The organism is Paraburkholderia bengalensis (assembly GCF_037126505.1).
GTDB lineage: Bacteria > Pseudomonadota > Gammaproteobacteria > Burkholderiales > Burkholderiaceae > Paraburkholderia > Paraburkholderia bengalensis.
The window spans coordinates 23062-39177 of record NZ_JACFYJ010000076.1 but is presented as its reverse complement, the minus strand read 5'-3'; the positions used below and the strand labels follow the sequence as shown (position 1 = coordinate 39177).

Sequence of the window (16116 nt, the reverse complement as noted above, 5' to 3'; positions counted from 1 at the left end):
CCAAGCGGCTTGTTGCTCTGAAAGTGGGACATGTCGCGTTGGTGTCAGTGGGTTCAGCCGTTGTTGAGCAACAGGCCATTTTCAGCGGCGATGACCTGCCCCGTGATCGCGGGCGCGGTGCACAGGAAGCACGCTATGTCGGCGATCTCGACGGGAAGCGACACCCGCTTGAGCGGCGCGTTCGTCGTCATGCGATCGATCACGGCGGCATAGCGGGTCGCGTCGAGCGCGCGCAGCAACAGGCCGTCGTGGACCATGCCCGGCGCAATGGCGTTGACGCGCACGCGCGGCGCGAGCGAACGCGCGAGCGACAGCGTCATCGTATTGACCGCGCCTTTCGATGCCGCATACGCGAGCGACGAACCCGTTCCATTCAGCGCTGCCAGCGATGAGATGTTGACGACGCTCGTGCTGCGCGTATCGGTTGCCGTCTCTCGCAGCAACGGGGCAGCCGCACGCGTCATCTGATACAGGCCGATCGTGTTCACGCGATACACGCGCTCGAATTCGTCGGCGTCGAGTTGATCGAATGCGTCGTGCGCGATGACCTTCGTTGTTCCCGCGCAGTTCACGAGCGCGTCGAGGCGGCCGAAGCGCGTCGTCACGCTATCGACGGCCGCGCGGCAATCCGCGTCGCTGCCGACGTCGGCGTCGAATATCAGCGTGTCGGTGCCGGCGTCGCGGCAGGCGCCCGCCACGGCCTGCGCACTTTCGCGCGTTGAAGCATCGAAGTTGCCGATTGCGACCGCATATCCTGCACGCGCGAACCGCAATGCCGTCGCCGCACCAATTCCGCTTGCCGCGCCCGTGACCATGCACACAGGCCGAGTTTCTGGTTTCATCGAAAGATCCATTACGACAGCGTTCTTGACTGACGCGCGGGCGTCGTCAGCACCAGCAGCGCGCCGATGACCAGCGCGACGGCAATCGCGACCATGCCGGGCAGCAACTTGCCGCCGCTCAGATCGGAGAGCCAGCCCACCACGAACGGGCTCACGAACCCCGCGAGATTGCCCGTGCAGTTGATGACCGCAATCGCGGCTGCCGCGCCCGCGCCACCCATCATGGCAGTCGGAATGCCCCAGAACACGGGCGCAATCGAATTGATCCCGATGGCCGCGATCACCAGCGCGATGAGCGAAACACCAACGTTCGATGCGAACTGCACCGACGCCAGCAACCCGAGCGCGCCGATCGCGCAGCACACGGCAACATGACGACGGCGCTCACCGCGACGATCCGCATGCCGCGCGATCAACACCATCGCCACGGCGCTGATCAGCGAAGGCACCGCCGACAGCCAGCCGATGTTCGCGATACTCGCGACGCCACTCGCCTTGATGATCGTCGGCACCCAGAATGCGAGGCCGTAATTGCCCATCGCGATACAGAAGTACGTGAGGCCAAGCAGCCACACGCGGCCGCTCGCGAATGCGCCGCGCACGGAATGGTCGACGCGCGTGGCGGCATCTCGGCGCAAGTCAGCGGCAAGGCGCGCCTTCTCGTCAGCGCTCAGCCATTTGACGGAGTCGATGCGGTCGTACAGCAGAAAAAACGCCGCGATACCGACCACGAGCGAACCGAGGCCCTCGACGACGAACAGCCACTTCCAGCCGGCCAGGCCATAGGTACCGGCAAAGTGCGACATCACCCAACCCGACAGCGGACCGCCGATTGCGCCCGACACAGGAATGGCCGTCATGAACAGCGCGATGATCTGCGAGCGGCGCGCGGACGGAAACCAGTTCGACAGATACAGCACGATGCCAGGGAAGAAACCGGCTTCCGCGACGCCAAGCAGAAAGCGCAGCAGATAAAACGAGGTTGCGTCGTGCGCAAACATCGTTGCGCACGAGACGATGGCCCACGTCACCATGATCCGCGCGATCCACCGGCGCGCGCCGACACGATCGAGAATCAGGTTGCTCGGCACTTCGAAGATGAAGTAACCGAGAAAGAAGATGCCCGCGCCGATTCCATAGACGGTTTCGGAGAGATGCAGGTCGGCCAGCATCTGCAACTTGGCGAAGCTGACGTTCACGCGGTCGATATACGCGACCACGAAAGCGAGAAACAGGAACGGCAGAATGCGGCGCGTGAGCTTGCGATAGAGGGCAGCGTTTGCTTCGTTTATGTCCTCGGCATCGTCGCGCGTGCCGCCCAGGCTATCGGGCGCCACATGGCCCGGTGACTTGCCGTAGGAAGTCATGCTCATGATGTTGTCTCCAGTCGGTTCGTTTTGTTATGCTTGCCGCCGATGCGATAACGGACGTTTCGGCATACATGTAAGCGTAGCCGGGCTTACGGGCCGATCGCAAATCACTCTTTCGGCGTGGCGCATAACCGTATGGTTATGCCGGATCAGGGAAAACGCGGATGTCTGCCACCAGTGACTCGATCGAACGTTTCTTTCGCAGCGGCCTGAAGCTGTCGCAGCTGCGCATCCTCGTGAGCCTCGCCGATCTCGGCCAGGTCACGCGAGTCGCGAGTGCTTTTCATGTCACGCAACCGGCGATCTCGAAGCAGATTTCCGAAATCGAAAGCGCGCTTGGCGTGCAGGTCGTCAATCGCACCGGCAATTCAGTCGAACTCACAGTGATCGGCCAGGTGATCGTTGCGTGCGGACGCGAGGTGCTGCGTCACATCGATCTCGCGCGGCGCGACGTCAGCGCCCTTGCCTCGGGCACGGGCGGCCATGTGCGGCTTGGGGCGGTTGCGACGATTCCCGAACCGCTGACCGCCAATGCGGTGCAACTGTTCTTGCGACGTGCGCCTGCGGCATCGCTATCGTTTGTCGAAGGCACGCTCGACCGGCTCATCAAGCTGATCGAGGACGGCGACCTCGATATCGCGCTTGGCCGCAACCGGGTGACGAGCACGCAAGCATCGCTGGTGCAGGAGACGCTGTATCGTGAGCCCTTTGTGTTCGTCACCGGCACGTCGCATCCGCTGGGCGCGCCGGAACGTGAGCCTGACTGGCGCGATCTCGACGCATGCCGGTGGATCACCCCACTACACGGATCACCCGCCTACGCCACCTTGATCGAAGCACTGAACGAGCACGGTGTCGGTCCCGCCGCTGGCAGCGTGGAATCGAGTTCGCTGGCGTTGAATCTCACGCTGCTGCAAAGCGGCGAGTTCGTTTCGATACTCCCCCTATCGGTGGTGCGGCAGCACACACTGCGCGGCACCATGCGCGTGCTGCCGCTGGCGCCGCTCGAACCGCTGGGCGAAGTCGTCGCCTATTGGCGAGCAGACGTGACGGTGCCCGCAGCACAGCTCTTTGCGGAATGTCTGAAGGAAGTGTCGGGCGAACTGCTCGGCGATTGAAGACCGGATGTCCTAAAACACTACGTTCTACGTCGTTTGCGCTGCACGCTGCCTGCGCCACAATTCGCTCACATCATTCTCTGATCCGGAGCGAAAGCATGACTCAAACACATCTGGGCACGGCGCTGATCACGGGCGCTTCGTCCGGCATCGGCGCCGTCTACGCCGGGCGCCTCGCACGGCGCGGCTACGACCTCGTGCTCGTGGCGCGCAACCGCGAACGCCTCGCCGCGCTTGCCAGCCGCATCACCACGGAAACGCAGCGCAACGTCGAGGTCTTCGACGCCGATCTCGGCGACAAGGACGGCCTCGCGAGCGTCGAAGCAAAGTTCAAGCAGGACGCAACGATCACGCTGCTGGTCAACAACGCGGGAGTCGGCACGCATACGCCGCTTGCGGACAGCGACGTCGACGCGATGTCGCGCATGATCGACCTTAACGTGACGGCCCTGACGCGGCTCACCTATGCCGCCGTGCCGGGCTTTCTGTCGCGTGGCAAGGGCGCCGTCATCAATATCTCGTCGATCGTTGCAATCGCACCGGAAATGCTCAACGGCGTGTATGGCGGCAGCAAGGCGTTCGTGCTCGCGTTCAGCCAGTCGCTGCATCACGAACTCGCCGGCAAGGGCATCCGGGTACAGGCCGTGCTGCCCGGCGCGACGGCCACCGACTTCTGGCAGACGGGTGGCCTTCCGCTCGAAAACCTCGACAAGGCGATTGTGATGTCCGCCGAAAACATGGTCGATGCCGCACTGGTCGGGTTCGATCGCGGCGAACTCGTGACGATCCCGTCGCTGCACGACGCAAGCAAGTGGGACGATTTGGAAGGCGCCCGGCGCGCGATGTCGAACCTGTTGTCGACCAATACGCCCGCGCCGCGCTATGCGGCACCCCGGTGAACGCCGCTCGCAAATCATCGTCAAAGGAACAGCAGTCGTGAAACTCACGGGCAACACAATCTTCATCACGGGCGGCACTTCGGGCATCGGCCGCTCGCTTGCAGAAGCTTTTCATCAGCGCGGCAACAAGGTCATCGTCGCGGGGCGCCGCAAGGCATTGCTGGACGAAGTCGCAAAGGCGAATCCGGGCATCGACACGATCGAGCTCGACATCGCCGACGGCGCACAGATCCAGCAAGTCGCGCGACAGCTGATCGCGAAGTACCCTGCTCTGAACGTCGTCATCAACAACGCTGGAATCATGCCGTTCGACGATGCGGGCGGCGCACTCGACGACGCGCAGGCCGTCCACCTGATCAATACGAACCTGCTCGGGCCCGTACGGCTGAGCGCGGCACTCGTCGAGCATCTGAAGCAACAGCGGGAGTCGTACATCATCAACAACAGTTCGGTGCTCGCCTACGTCCCGCTTGCAAGCACTGCGCTCTACTCGGCGACGAAGGCCGCACTGCATTCGTATTCGATGTCGCAGCGTTTCATGCTGCGCGACACCAGCGTTCGCGTGCTCGAAATCGCGCCGCCCTGGGTCGACACCGATCTCGTGCACAAGAGCGGTGACCCGCGCGCGATGCCGCTCGACGCGTTCATCGCAGAGACGATGGACAAGCTCGCCACGGCTACCACTGAAGTGCTCGTCGGCGTCGCGCAACCGCTTCGCGACAACGCGGGGCCGAACGAGCACGCGTTTGTCGACCAGTTCAACCTCTCGCTGCGCGACAACCCGATTCCCGTCGCCTGAGGCTCGGGCCGCGCGTGCGGTCCGCAATCCGCGATCCGCGTGGTGTCGACGCTCGACACGAACCCAGCAACCACCCGCATGCACACGCCATTTTCCGCGCCGACCAGACGCGCGCTTCGCACGCTCAGCCTCGCTTACTTCGTTCAGGCGACGGGCGCGCTGTCCGTCGTCGGCAGTCTGGATGCGATCTCGCGTCAATGGTGGCTTGCCGACTCACAAAGTGCCTACCTGATTTCCGTATTCGGCCTGACGTTCGCTTTTGCCGCGCCATTGCTGCAAGTCGGCTTCGGACACTTACGACGGCGCCGCCAGGTATTGCTCGGGTTGGCGCTCTTCAGCGCGGCGGCGCTGCTGTTCGCCGCCGCGCCGAACTATCCTGTGCTGCTGCTTTCACGCGTGCTGATGGGGCTAGGCGCCGGTTTCATCGGCCCCGTACTCGGTGCACTCGGATCGAGCCTCGTCGATCGTGACCATCAGGGCAGCGCAATCGCCGTCGTATTGCTCGGACTGAGCATCGCAGGCCTTGTCGGCATGCCGCTTTCGGCATGGGTAGCACATGCGTGGGGCGCGCGCGCCCTGTTTCTGGTCGCGGGATTGACAGGCGCCGGGACAGCGGCGCTCATCGCATGGGCCGTCCCCGATTCGAGCGAGGGCGAACACGTCAAACTCTCGACGGTTACGGCGCTCTTGACGCGCATCGACACGCTCAGCGCGTTCCTCGTCGTGTTCCTTATTGCCGCGGGCGTCTATTCGACCTATTCGTTCATCGCGCCCATTATCCGCGACGTCTTTCATGCGGGGGCTGGAACGGTGTCGACATCGCTTGTCGTGCTCGGCGTGGCGGGCGTCGCGGGCAATCTGTTCGTGACGCGCGCGGCACGACGCTATAGCGCGGAAACCATGTTGCTGGCCGGCCTCGCGCTGCTGGCGGCAGACCTCGTGTTTCTCTGGCTCGCGTCGCCGAGCGTGCGATGGCTATTCGTCGCGCTGACGGCGTGGGCGTTCGCGACCGATCTGCTGTGGCCATCCCAGCAACGACGCATCGTCGAACTCGTGCCGCAACTGCGCGGCGTAGCGCTGGCGTTGACCGCGTCGTTTGTGTTCTGTGGGATCGGTCTTGGTTCCGCCGTCGCGGGATGGATCTATCCGGCACTCGGGTTCGCCGGTGTGATTGGCAGTTCGCTGGCCTTTCTCGCGCTGGCGACAGTCAGCCTCACAATCTCAAGAGCGTCGGTTGCGGCGAAAGCGAAACCGGTAGCCTCCAGCAACTCGCTGCAGCCATGGGGCAAGCGTTAGAGAGAGTCGAGCATCGCTTTAGCGTGCATCCGCTGTAACGCCGCATTGCGAATCCATCGCAGCCGCGACTTGCGGCTTCATCGGCACCGCCGATGCAAGGATCATGCGGCTCCAGTTTGCCGGAACACCCGTCGCACTTCGTCGAGGCCGGAATACATCGTCTCCTTCAGCGATGGGCAGACCGGAAAGAACGCAGAAGCCATCATTCCGTGCGAGACCCAAACGCCAGATCTGTTCCGCGTAGTGCCCTGTCTGCGAATCACTCCAGCTGACACTGACCGTATGCGCGGACAAGATTTCATGAATAAGAATGCGCGCCGGCAAAGGAATCCATTTAGCCTCGTGACACTTTCGTTCAACCCGCACGCTCGCCCGCCGCATTTTTTTACTGAACGACGTTTCGATAGCAGGCAGAACTTGCATCTCTCCAGGAGATAGCAGGCGCAGAAGCGCCCGCTCGACAATATCGTCATCGTTTGACGGATGTGTGAAAGGAGTCGGAGTCGAGGTTTGCATTTTCACAGAGAGGGCCGCATTTGAAATGCGTCATTTCGGTCATTCCCAAATCGGTTCGTTCTCGCTAAAAAATCTTCAAACATAAGCACGAGTTTCCGTTTGGCGATCGGCTCATTCAGAATCAAAGCTTTGAAACAGGTCATGGAAGTCATCAACGCCACCCGTATTAGCCAACCCCAATAGGCGCTTATCATCCATCCCACGCACGTTATTTTCCAACGACATTTATAATCAGCTTTTCGGACATTGCGGCTGTGAATAAATAATGCATCGGGTTGGTTACTTTTTGACGACTGATTTCCAGGTGATGACCATTGGAACCCAGGCAGTATTCGAGATCGCAAACGTCGTGGCGCGCGAGCCTATTTATCGCGTGACAAACTATTCTCTCGCTGGTGGAGAAACGCGCTCGTCACTGGGTGTTTCCGTCATGACAAAAGCAGCTAGCACGGCAACGGGGGAAGACACCTGGATGATCAGCGGTATGGCCGACCCGACCAACCGGACGACAACGGCCGGAGAGCTCACATTCATCTGCGATGCATTCCAGCGATCAAGGCGTATGGCGGCACTCTGCACGGGTGCATTTGTTCTGGGCGAAGCCGGTCTTCTCGACGGAAGACGCGCGACCACCCATTGGGCGTATGTCGATGCTTTGCAGCTACGCTGCCCACTTGCGCAGGTCGAAGCCGATCGAATTTTTATCGTCGACGGTGCGATATGGACATCGGCGGGATTAACGGCGGCGATGGATCTCGCGCTCGGCATGGTGGAAAAGGATCACGGCTCGGAATTCGCGACCTCGGTAGCGCGTGCGTTGGTCATGCACCATAGGCGCTCCGGCGGGCAATCGCAGCATTCGGAGATGCTTGAACTCGCACCCAAGTCGGACAGAATTCAAACGGCACTGGAATATGCCCGGGTCAATCTGTCCAAGCCCCTGCGCGTCGACGATCTGGCAAAGGCGGCGCACTTGAGTACCCGGCAATTCGGGCGCATTTTTCTATCCGAGACGGGTGAATCTCCTGCGAAAGCACTCGAGCGACTCCGTCTCGAAGCGGCGAGGAACATGATCGAACGTGGCCGTCATTCCCTCGAAACAATCGCGAGAGAAGTCGGATTTCGTGACGGACGTCATCTCCGGGAAGTGTTTGTCCGCGCCTATGGAACGACCCCGCAGTCATTGAGAAGGGACGCTCGCAGTCTTCCGGCTGATGAGGAGCTGGTCAACGGCTAGCAGGTGCGCCTCGCCGTTGTTCATCGACGTCGGCTGCAGCAGGCGACAAAAAGGCCGCTGCCATAAACAGCGGCCTTCCCTTTTTACGTCGCGTTCACTAACGTCTGGCAGTCGGCTGGCAGTCGGCTGGCAGTCGCGCAATCGTCATGCACAGCGCAATGAGTTCTTTCATGCGCCCGGTTATTACGCCTAGCTGCCATTACCGACGGGCGACTTCACCCCTGGGGTCGCAAGCGTGTTGTTGCTCTTGGGAGCGGCGGTGCCTGACGTCGAGCCGTCGTTCGTATTCTTTTGCGCGTTCGGCAAACCCGTGCCGATGCCGGCGTCCCCATTGGTCCCGCCGGGCGTGCCATAGCCGCTCGTCGAGTCGTTCATCTGATTCGTTGCCGGGCTGGCCGTGCTGCCCGACGTACCGCCGCTGCTAGTGCCTCCACTTGTCTGTGCATAAGCACCGCCAGACAGCGCAAGTGCGGCGACAGCCGCGATCAATGTACTGGTTGCCTTGTTCATGATCTGTTCCTCCAAAATTGCACTGGATTATCGACGCGAACTTTTGCCGCGCGCCAGACCATCAATTGAGCAATCACTGTGCCGCGAGTCCTTGCACGCATTGAACGGCTAAACGCGACGAGCCGGCGCTTGAGACGCGCAGCACCGACAGCAGTTCAGAACGCAAGCAGTCATTGCAACTGCGCGACTATCGCCTGTTCGACACGCGAAGCCCACTTTTTATCGCCCGTCGCGCGTGACAGCATGTTCGCGCCGACCATTGCGGCAAATGCCACCGTCATCTCGTCATCCGACAGCGAGCACGAAGCGTCTTCGTGAGCAACGTTCGCGAAGGTCGAAAACAGTTGCGCGACGCCGTCCCGGTACGCGTCGCTGAGCGCCGGGCTTGCGCGATGCGGTGCCGCGTCCTGTGCGAGCGCGACCATGGGACAACCCTGCTCGACGGGCTTTCTGGCCAGGTAGTACTTCACGAGCCGTTTGAATGCGCCGGCAAGCGGTTGCCCTTTTGCATGCGTCTTGGCTTTCCAGTTAGCCACGGCTCGTGCAAAACCGGACGAGCACGCTTGCGCGATCAACGCATCTTTCGACTCGAAATGGTTGTAGAAGCCGCCCTGCGTCATACCCGCGCGCGCCATGATGTCGGCGATGCTCACGGCGGCCACCCCACCGCCGCGCACGGCCGCGTCCGCCTGGTCGATGATCCGTTGCCGGTTCATGTCCGCTTGCTCGCGATTCGAACGTCCCACAAAAGCTCTCCCGTTGCGATGAAATCCAGCGAGTGCCGACATGCCCAGCATTCGCATTAGATGTTGAACGAACTTTATTCTGTGCGCAGTGGCTAGCTGCGTCTGAACGCAAGCAGTCGCGCGACAGACCGCTGGCATACATCGCCGTGCTGGTTCAGCGTGTCGCTCTGCACGGTCACGATGCCCCTGTCAGGCCTGGACTTTGACGGCGCGATCTCCATGATCGTGCTCACGACGTGCAGGACATCGCCGGGACGCGTGGGACGCGGCCACGTGATGTCGCTCCCTGCCCCGATGACACCACCCGCGAACGGCAAGCTCTGCACGAGCAGCTTCATCGTGATGGCTGCCGTGTGCCAGCCGCTGGCGGCGAGCCCTGCAAAAAACGTGTCGCGCGCAGCCTCTTCGCTCAAATGAAACGGCTGCGGATCGAAACGCTGCGCGAATTCGCGTATCTGCTCGACGTCCAGCTCGTGTTCCGAACTCGTGAACACCAATCCGACGCTCAGATCCTCCAGATAGATCACGTCGCCCGCGCCATGGCTGCTGTTGTTCATGTTTCCCCTCCTGTCAACGAAAACGATGCATTGCGCGGCTTGCCAAAGGCGGCGAGGCGCATCGGGAAATAAATTACGTTCAACATTTATTTTTGGCAAGTCACGCCGGACCACCTGCCATCTGGGCGAAGGCCAATGGGCGACGGCGATGACGCCGCACGTATGAACCTGCGTTGCCCCGCGCCATCGCAGGAATCGAGTTCGCGCCAAATCGCGATATCAGGCATGGCGATTGCTGCGAGAGCGCATCAGGCGACGCGGAGGCCCTTTGACTCACCGAGACTTTATCGCCGTTGGCGCGTCATCGGGCGGAGTCGACGCGCTGCGCGCCCTCGCGTCCGGCCTTCCCCGTGGCTTGCCCGCGGCTATCGCCATCGTGCTGCACGTCGGCGCCCATACCAGCATTCTGCCGTCCCTACTGAGCGCGTCGGGTCCGCTCGAGGCCGAGCACGCCTGCGACGGCCAGATCTATCTGCCGGGCAAAATCTACATCGCGCCGCCCGACCGGCACCTCGTAGTCGAAGGACCACGCTTGCGGCTCGTGCACGGTGCGAAGGAAAACTTTGCACGCCCTGCAATCGATCCGCTCTTTCGCAGCGCCGCTGCCGAACTGGGGGCGCGCACGATCGGCGTGGTTCTGACGGGCTTGCTCGACGACGGCGCAGCGGGCCTCGAAGCGATCCGCGCTTGCGGCGGCGCAACGCTGGTCCAGGACCCTTCCGACGCATTTGCCAAGGACATGCCCCTGAACGCGTCGCCATTCGCAGACGACGTACTCCCGCTCGGCAGCCTGGCCTCGCGGCTGGTCGAGCTGACGGGCGTTTGGAGGGGTGGCGCGGCCAGCGCAACGCCAGCCGCATCGAATCCCGTCGACAGCGCCCGCGAAGCCGCGCGGCGCCGAACCGCGCTTGAACAACGCGCATGGACAGGCGCCCCGTTGCCGCCCGACGCGTTGAGCCAGATCGCCACGCCGTCCACGTACACCTGTCCCGAGTGCAACGGCACATTGTGGCGCGTGCACGATTCCGGCATGTTGCGCTACCGGTGTCACACGGGACACGCGTATTCGGGCGCATCGCTGGGTTCCGGCCGCCGCGACGACGTCGAGCGCTCGCTGCTCGACGCAGTGCGCGCCTTACGCGAGCAGGCATCGATAAGCCGCGCGCTGGGTGACCATTTCGGCAAGGCGGGAAACACCGCCGCGCAGTTGCACGAGGAAGAAACCGCCCGACGTGCGAATGAAGCGGCAGGCGTTTTGCAGTCGCTTTTACTGGAGCGATAATAGAGGTCTATCGATTCTTTGCGCGAGGGCGGGGCAATCCCCGGCCGCAAGGACGATGGACTCTATTCTCCAATGGACATGCGGCTATGCCAAAAACGCGAGCACAGACTCTGGTGAGCCAGGCCCAATTTCCGATTGTCGGTCTTGGCGCGTCGGCGGGAGGACTGGGCGCCCTCCGCGAATTCTTCGAAGCGTTGCCCGCTCACACGTCGATGGCCTTCGTGGTCATCGTCCATCTCGCGCCCGACCACGAAAGCAACCTGGCTTCGCTGCTGCAGAAATCGACCAACATGCCTGTCACGGAAGTGACGAGCGCGACGCCGATCGAGCCCGACCACGTGTACATGATCGCGCCATCGTTGGAACTGACGATGGTCGACGACTATCTGCGTGTCGCCCCGAGGCAGCCGGACGATGGCCGCAGAGCCGCCATCGATCTGTTCTTCCGCACGCTCGCAGAGGTGCATCGCGGACGCGCGATCGGAATCGTGCTGTCGGGCGCGGGCTCGGACGGTTCGGCCGGGCTGTCGCGGGTGAAGGAAATGGGCGGCATCACGCTCGCGCAAGACCCCGCGCAGGCCGAATACGACAGCATGCCGCGCAGCGCGATCGCAACGGGCATGGTCGACTTCGTGCTGACGGCCGCCGAAATGCCGCAGCGGCTCATGGACCTGTGGCTGACCGCGAAGGAAATTCAACTTCCCGTCGTCGGGAACGACGAGCGCGAAGACGCCATATCGAACGAGTCGGCGGAGCGGGCGCTGCGCGAAATCATGGTCATCCTGAGAACGCGCACGGGCCACGATTTTCGCCATTACAAGCGCGCGACTGTCTTGCGGCGCATCGAGCGGCGCTTGCAGGTCAACGGCATCACCGACCTTCAGGCGTATCGCGACCATCTGCATCTGCACATGGACGAGACGCAGGCGCTGCTGCAGGACATGCTGATCAGCGTCACCAATTTCTTCCGCGACAAGGAAGCGTTCGACGTGCTCGAGCGCGAAGTGCTGCCCCCGCTGTTCGAGGGACGCGTCGAGCAGGACCGCATCCGCGCGTGGTCGGTTGGCTGCGCGACGGGCGAAGAAGCCTATTCGCTCGCCATGCTGCTGCAGGAGCGCTCGCTCAAGTCGGCGGAAGGCATTTCGTATCAGGTCTTCGCAACCGATATCGACGAGCGCGCCATCGCCTTTGCCCGCACGGGCCTGTACCCCGACTCGATTCTCGCCGACGTCACGCCTGCCCGCGTGCGTCAGTTCTTCTCGAAGGACGCCGCGCATTACCGCGTGAAAAAAGAACTGCGCGAGCACATGCTGTTCGCGCATCACAATGTGCTCAGTGATCCGCCCTTCTCGCGGCTCGACCTGATCTGCTGCCGCAACCTGCTGATCTATCTGGACCGGGAAGCGCAGATCGAAATTCTCCGGATGTTTCATTTCGCGCTGCGGCCGGGCGGCGTGTTGTTCCTCGGTAGTTCGGAGTCGGCCGACAGCGTCAGTTCGATGTTCACCGTCATCGACAAGCGCAACCGCATCTACCGCGCGAACCTGGCGGTGCGCGGCGACACGCCGATGCCCGTCGCGATTTCCGGCACGACGAGCACGCGGCCTGTGTTGGCGACGGTGCAGCCGCCGGGACGCCGGCGCCTATCGTTCGGCGATCTGCATCAGCGCCTCGTCGAGCAATATGCGCCGCCCAGCGCGCTCGTGAGCCGCGATTCCGAGATCGTCCATCTGTCCGACCGCGCGGGGCGTTTTCTGCAGTATTCGGGCGGCGAGCCGTCGCACAACATCGTGGCCGTCGTGAGGCCCGAACTTCGGCTCGAATTGCGCACGGCAATCTACCAGGCGTTGCACACGAACCGCAGCGTCGAGGCACGGCGCGTGCGGATCGAGCGCGACGGCCGCTCCTATTTCGTCAACATGACGGCGCGGCCCGTGCATGATCCCGAAGCGAATGCGGACTTCGTGCTGATCCTCTTCGACGAAGTGGAAGACAGCATGGGCGGTTCGGAAGCGTCGTCGTCCGATGTGCAGAAAGACCCGATCATCAGCCAGCTCGAACGCGAACTGCAGCGCACGAAGGAGCAATTGCAGTCGACCATCGAGCAATCGGAGACGTCCACCGAGGAACTGAAGGCCTCGAACGAAGAGTTGCAGGCCATCAACGAAGAACTGCGCTCGGCGACGGAAGAACTCGAAACCAGCAAGGAAGAACTGCAGTCCATCAACGAAGAACTCACGACCGTCAACGCCGAACTGAAGTCGAAAGTCGAGGAAACGGGCAAGATCAACGACGACTTGCAGAACCTCATCGCTGCGAACGATATCGGTACGATCTTCGTCGACCGCAATATCTGCATCAAGCGCTACACGCCGCGCGCGACCGACGTGTTCAGCATCATTCCGTCGGATATCGGCCGCTCGCTGCTCGACATCACGCACCGGCTCGAGTACGACAAACTCGCCGACGACGCAGCCGAGGCATTCGATTCCCTGCGCCTGATCGAGCGCGAACTCAAAAGCAACGACGGCCGCTGGTATCTCGCGCGCTTCGTGCCCTACCGTACGACGGAAGACCGCATCGACGGCGCCGTGCTGTCGTTCATCGACATCACCGGCCGCCGCCAGGCCGAAGACCGGCTGCGCGAAGGCGAACGGCGCATGCGCATCGTGGCCGAGGGCACCAAGGACTACGCGATCATCACGTTCGACGACGAAGGTCTCATTACCAGCTGGAACGCGGGCGCCGAGCGGATTTTCGGCTACACGGAAGCCGAGATGATCGGCCAGTCTGCCGACCTTCTGTCGACGGAAGAAGACCGCGCCAGCCATGTCGCGCAGCGCGAATTCGCCGAGGCGCGCCTGAACGGCCGCACGGATGAGGAGCGCTGGCACGTGCGCAAGGACGGCACGCGCTTCTTCGCGAGCGGCGTGCTGTCGCGGCTGGACGAAGCGGGCGTGAGCGGCTTCGCGAAGATTGCGCGCGATCTGGGCGAACGGGCAGACGCGGCGGCCGGCCGCGGCACCTCCGTCGAATTGCTGCGCGCCGCCAGCGAGCGCGATGCGCAGCGGCGCCGCGACGAATTTCTCGCGGTCGTGTCGCATGAGCTCAAGCATCCGTTGAATCTGATCTCGGCCAGCGCGGAACTGATCGCGCGCGCGCCGGAGACGCGGCAGAGCCTGAACATTTCGCGCGCGGCGGATACGATCCGGCGCACGGTGATCGGCCAGGCGCAAATCATCGACGATCTGCTCGATATTTCACGGGTGCGCACGGGCAAGCTGTCGGTGGTGCGCACGGTCGTCGACATGCGCGAGATCGTGCAGCGGGTCTGCAATGCCGCGCAGGACGACGCCAGGCAACGCGGCGTCGCGTTCAACATCAAGATGACGGACGCGCCCGTCATCATTCACGCGGATCTCACACGTATCGAGCAGATCGTCTGGAACCTGATCAGCAACGCGCTGAAGTTCACGGCGCGCGGCTCGGTGGATGTCACGCTCGAAGTCAACGATCACGCTGAAGCCGTGTTGCGCGTGGCAGATACGGGCAGCGGCATCGAACCGTCGCTGCTGCCGCATATCTTCGACATGTTCCAGCAAAGCCGCGACCCCACCGCGCGACGTTCGGGCCTGGGCATCGGGCTTGCGCTCGTCAGGGATCTGGTGAATCTGCACGGCGGCGCCGTGCGCGCGGAATCGGAAGGCGTCGGGCGGGGTGCGACTTTCACGGTCACGCTGCCCACGCATCGCTCGCTCGTGCGGTCGACGGCAGGCGACGGCGCGGCGCCGGAACCGCTCGAGGGCGTGCGCGTGCTGATGGTCGACGACGACATGGCGACCGTCGAAACCTTCCGCCTGCTGCTCGAAAGCGAAGGCGCAATCGTGCAAACGGCGACGAGCGGCGTGGAAGCATTGTCGATGCTCAACGGCGATGTCCCGGATGTGGTCCTGTCCGACCTCGGCATGCCAGGCATGGATGGATTCGAGTTCGTCGGCAAGGTCCGCGAGGCGCCCGCGCTCAAGTCGGTGATCTGCATCGCGCTTAGCGGTTTCGGCCAGGACGCGGATGCGGCGATGGCCACCGAGGCGGGCTTCGACGCGCACCTGAAAAAACCCGTGCTGCTCGAAGACCTGCTTTCCGTGGTTTCGCGTCTGCGGAGCTAGCGGCTTCTGCGCAGCATCGCCGGCAGCGACACGACGCTTCTGTGCAACACACGTGCCGCCGCGACAGGAGGCTCAAGGAGGCGATAGATGGCGAACGAGGTCAGGAACGAAGCGATCGAATACGCGAAGTCGCAGTTCGACGCTGCCTTCAGACGGCTCGAAGCGGCCCAAAGCCGGCTGCAAGCGCTGGCCGCCGATCCCGGCGGCGACGAAGCCGAGCTGCGGATGGCGCGCGCTTCGTACGATCAGGCCCGGCTGTTGTGGCTCTGCAGCGAGGCCGCGTTGCGCAGCGCGGCGATCGTCGCCGGCCATGCCCGTCAGACGGGCCGGCGCGTGGTGATCCTGCAGGGCAACTCGCATGTCGCGGAATCGATTGCCCTGCTGCTGCGCCTGCGGGGATTCAGGGCAACCGTGATGTCGAGAGATCCCGCCCATGAGGACAAGTCCAGCGAACCGGCCGCCGCTGTCCTGATGGATTTCGAACGAAAGCGGGACCACGCTGACCAGTTGGCGCTCGGGCGCCTCAACGTGGCGCCCGCGACCCGGGTGATCGCGATGGTGCCGCATGCGCTGCTGCGCCAGGATTGGGACGGCTTCGACGCAGTGCTCCTGAAGCCCGCGTCGATCGACATGATTGTCCAGATGATTCTCGGTGACACCCCCGAGTAGGCCGGACGATCCGTACCGACACCGAGTTCTCCACGGAAACGGCGCTTTCGCGCTTGCGCTCGCTGCGCTCACTGCGCGCGCAGCCGTCATGAATGCCATCCGGCGTTCC

At 62.9% G+C, this 16116-nt stretch carries 14 protein-coding genes; 8 read left to right on the top strand and 6 right to left on the bottom strand.

Annotation, left to right across the window (positions count from 1 at the left end; genetic code table 11):
- Positions 1-53: 53 nt before the first annotated feature.
- Positions 54-842, bottom strand: a complete 789-nt coding sequence (locus H3V53_RS31950) for an SDR family NAD(P)-dependent oxidoreductase (RefSeq protein WP_336601252.1) — start codon at positions 840-842, stop codon at positions 54-56.
- A gap of 11 nt (positions 843-853) precedes the next feature.
- The gene (locus tag H3V53_RS31945; protein WP_336601251.1) at positions 854-2215 is read right to left on the bottom strand and encodes an MFS transporter; all 1362 of its coding nucleotides are present in this window, start codon (positions 2213-2215) and stop codon (positions 854-856) included.
- A gap of 161 nt (positions 2216-2376) precedes the next feature.
- On the opposite strand from H3V53_RS31945, the gene H3V53_RS31940 reads away from it, so the two are divergent.
- The 4 genes from H3V53_RS31940 (at position 2377) to H3V53_RS31925 (ending at position 6324) form a co-directional block, all read left to right on the top strand.
- The gene (locus tag H3V53_RS31940) at positions 2377-3330 is read left to right on the top strand and encodes a LysR family transcriptional regulator (RefSeq protein ID WP_336601250.1); all 954 of its coding nucleotides are present in this window, start codon (positions 2377-2379) and stop codon (positions 3328-3330) included.
- 98 nt (positions 3331-3428) lie between these two features.
- Positions 3429-4229, top strand: a complete 801-nt coding sequence (locus tag H3V53_RS31935) for an SDR family NAD(P)-dependent oxidoreductase (protein WP_336601249.1) — start codon at positions 3429-3431, stop codon at positions 4227-4229.
- 37 nt (positions 4230-4266) lie between these two features.
- Entirely contained in the window at positions 4267-5028 is a 762-nt protein-coding gene (locus H3V53_RS31930; RefSeq protein WP_336601248.1) for an SDR family oxidoreductase, read from the top strand.
- A 78-nt stretch (positions 5029-5106) separates the two neighbouring features.
- The gene (locus H3V53_RS31925) at positions 5107-6324 is read left to right on the top strand and encodes an MFS transporter (RefSeq protein WP_336601247.1); all 1218 of its coding nucleotides are present in this window, start codon (positions 5107-5109) and stop codon (positions 6322-6324) included.
- A gap of 18 nt (positions 6325-6342) precedes the next feature.
- On the opposite strand, the gene H3V53_RS31920 is transcribed toward H3V53_RS31925, so the two are convergent.
- A complete protein-coding gene (locus H3V53_RS31920) occupies positions 6343-6840 on the bottom strand; it encodes a DUF3331 domain-containing protein (protein ID WP_336601256.1) in 498 nt (165 codons plus the stop codon).
- 265 nt (positions 6841-7105) lie between these two features.
- Here H3V53_RS31920 and H3V53_RS31915 point away from each other — a divergent pair, with 265 nt between their 5' ends.
- Positions 7106-8077 (top strand): GlxA family transcriptional regulator, encoded by a 972-nt coding sequence (locus tag H3V53_RS31915; RefSeq protein WP_336601246.1) that lies wholly within the window; start codon positions 7106-7108, stop codon positions 8075-8077.
- 189 nt (positions 8078-8266) lie between these two features.
- On the opposite strand, the gene H3V53_RS31910 is transcribed toward H3V53_RS31915, so the two are convergent.
- The 3 genes from H3V53_RS31910 to H3V53_RS31900 all read right to left on the bottom strand — a co-directional run bounded on the left by H3V53_RS31910 (position 8267) and on the right by H3V53_RS31900 (position 9890).
- Complete coding sequence (locus H3V53_RS31910; RefSeq protein WP_336601245.1) at positions 8267-8587, bottom strand: hypothetical protein; 321 nt, start codon at positions 8585-8587, stop codon at positions 8267-8269.
- Positions 8588-8757: 170 nt separating this feature from the next.
- Entirely contained in the window at positions 8758-9333 is a 576-nt protein-coding gene (locus H3V53_RS31905) for a TetR/AcrR family transcriptional regulator (RefSeq protein WP_336601244.1), read from the bottom strand.
- A 92-nt stretch (positions 9334-9425) separates the two neighbouring features.
- Positions 9426-9890, bottom strand: a complete 465-nt coding sequence (locus H3V53_RS31900; RefSeq protein ID WP_336601243.1) for a MaoC family dehydratase — start codon at positions 9888-9890, stop codon at positions 9426-9428.
- Positions 9891-10158: 268 nt separating this feature from the next.
- On the opposite strand from H3V53_RS31900, the gene H3V53_RS31895 reads away from it, so the two are divergent.
- The 3 genes from H3V53_RS31895 (at position 10159) to H3V53_RS31885 (ending at position 16007) form a co-directional block, all read left to right on the top strand.
- Positions 10159-11172 carry a chemotaxis protein CheB gene (locus tag H3V53_RS31895; protein WP_336601242.1) on the top strand — a complete coding sequence of 338 codons (1014 nt, stop codon included), beginning with the start codon at positions 10159-10161 and terminating at the stop codon, positions 11170-11172.
- Between the two features lie 86 nt (positions 11173-11258).
- Complete coding sequence (locus H3V53_RS31890) at positions 11259-15338, top strand: CheR family methyltransferase (protein ID WP_336601241.1); 4080 nt, start codon at positions 11259-11261, stop codon at positions 15336-15338.
- A gap of 87 nt (positions 15339-15425) precedes the next feature.
- Positions 15426-16007, top strand: coding sequence for a hypothetical protein (locus tag H3V53_RS31885; protein ID WP_336601240.1), 582 nt, complete (start codon positions 15426-15428; stop codon positions 16005-16007).
- Positions 16008-16116 lie beyond the last annotated feature (109 nt).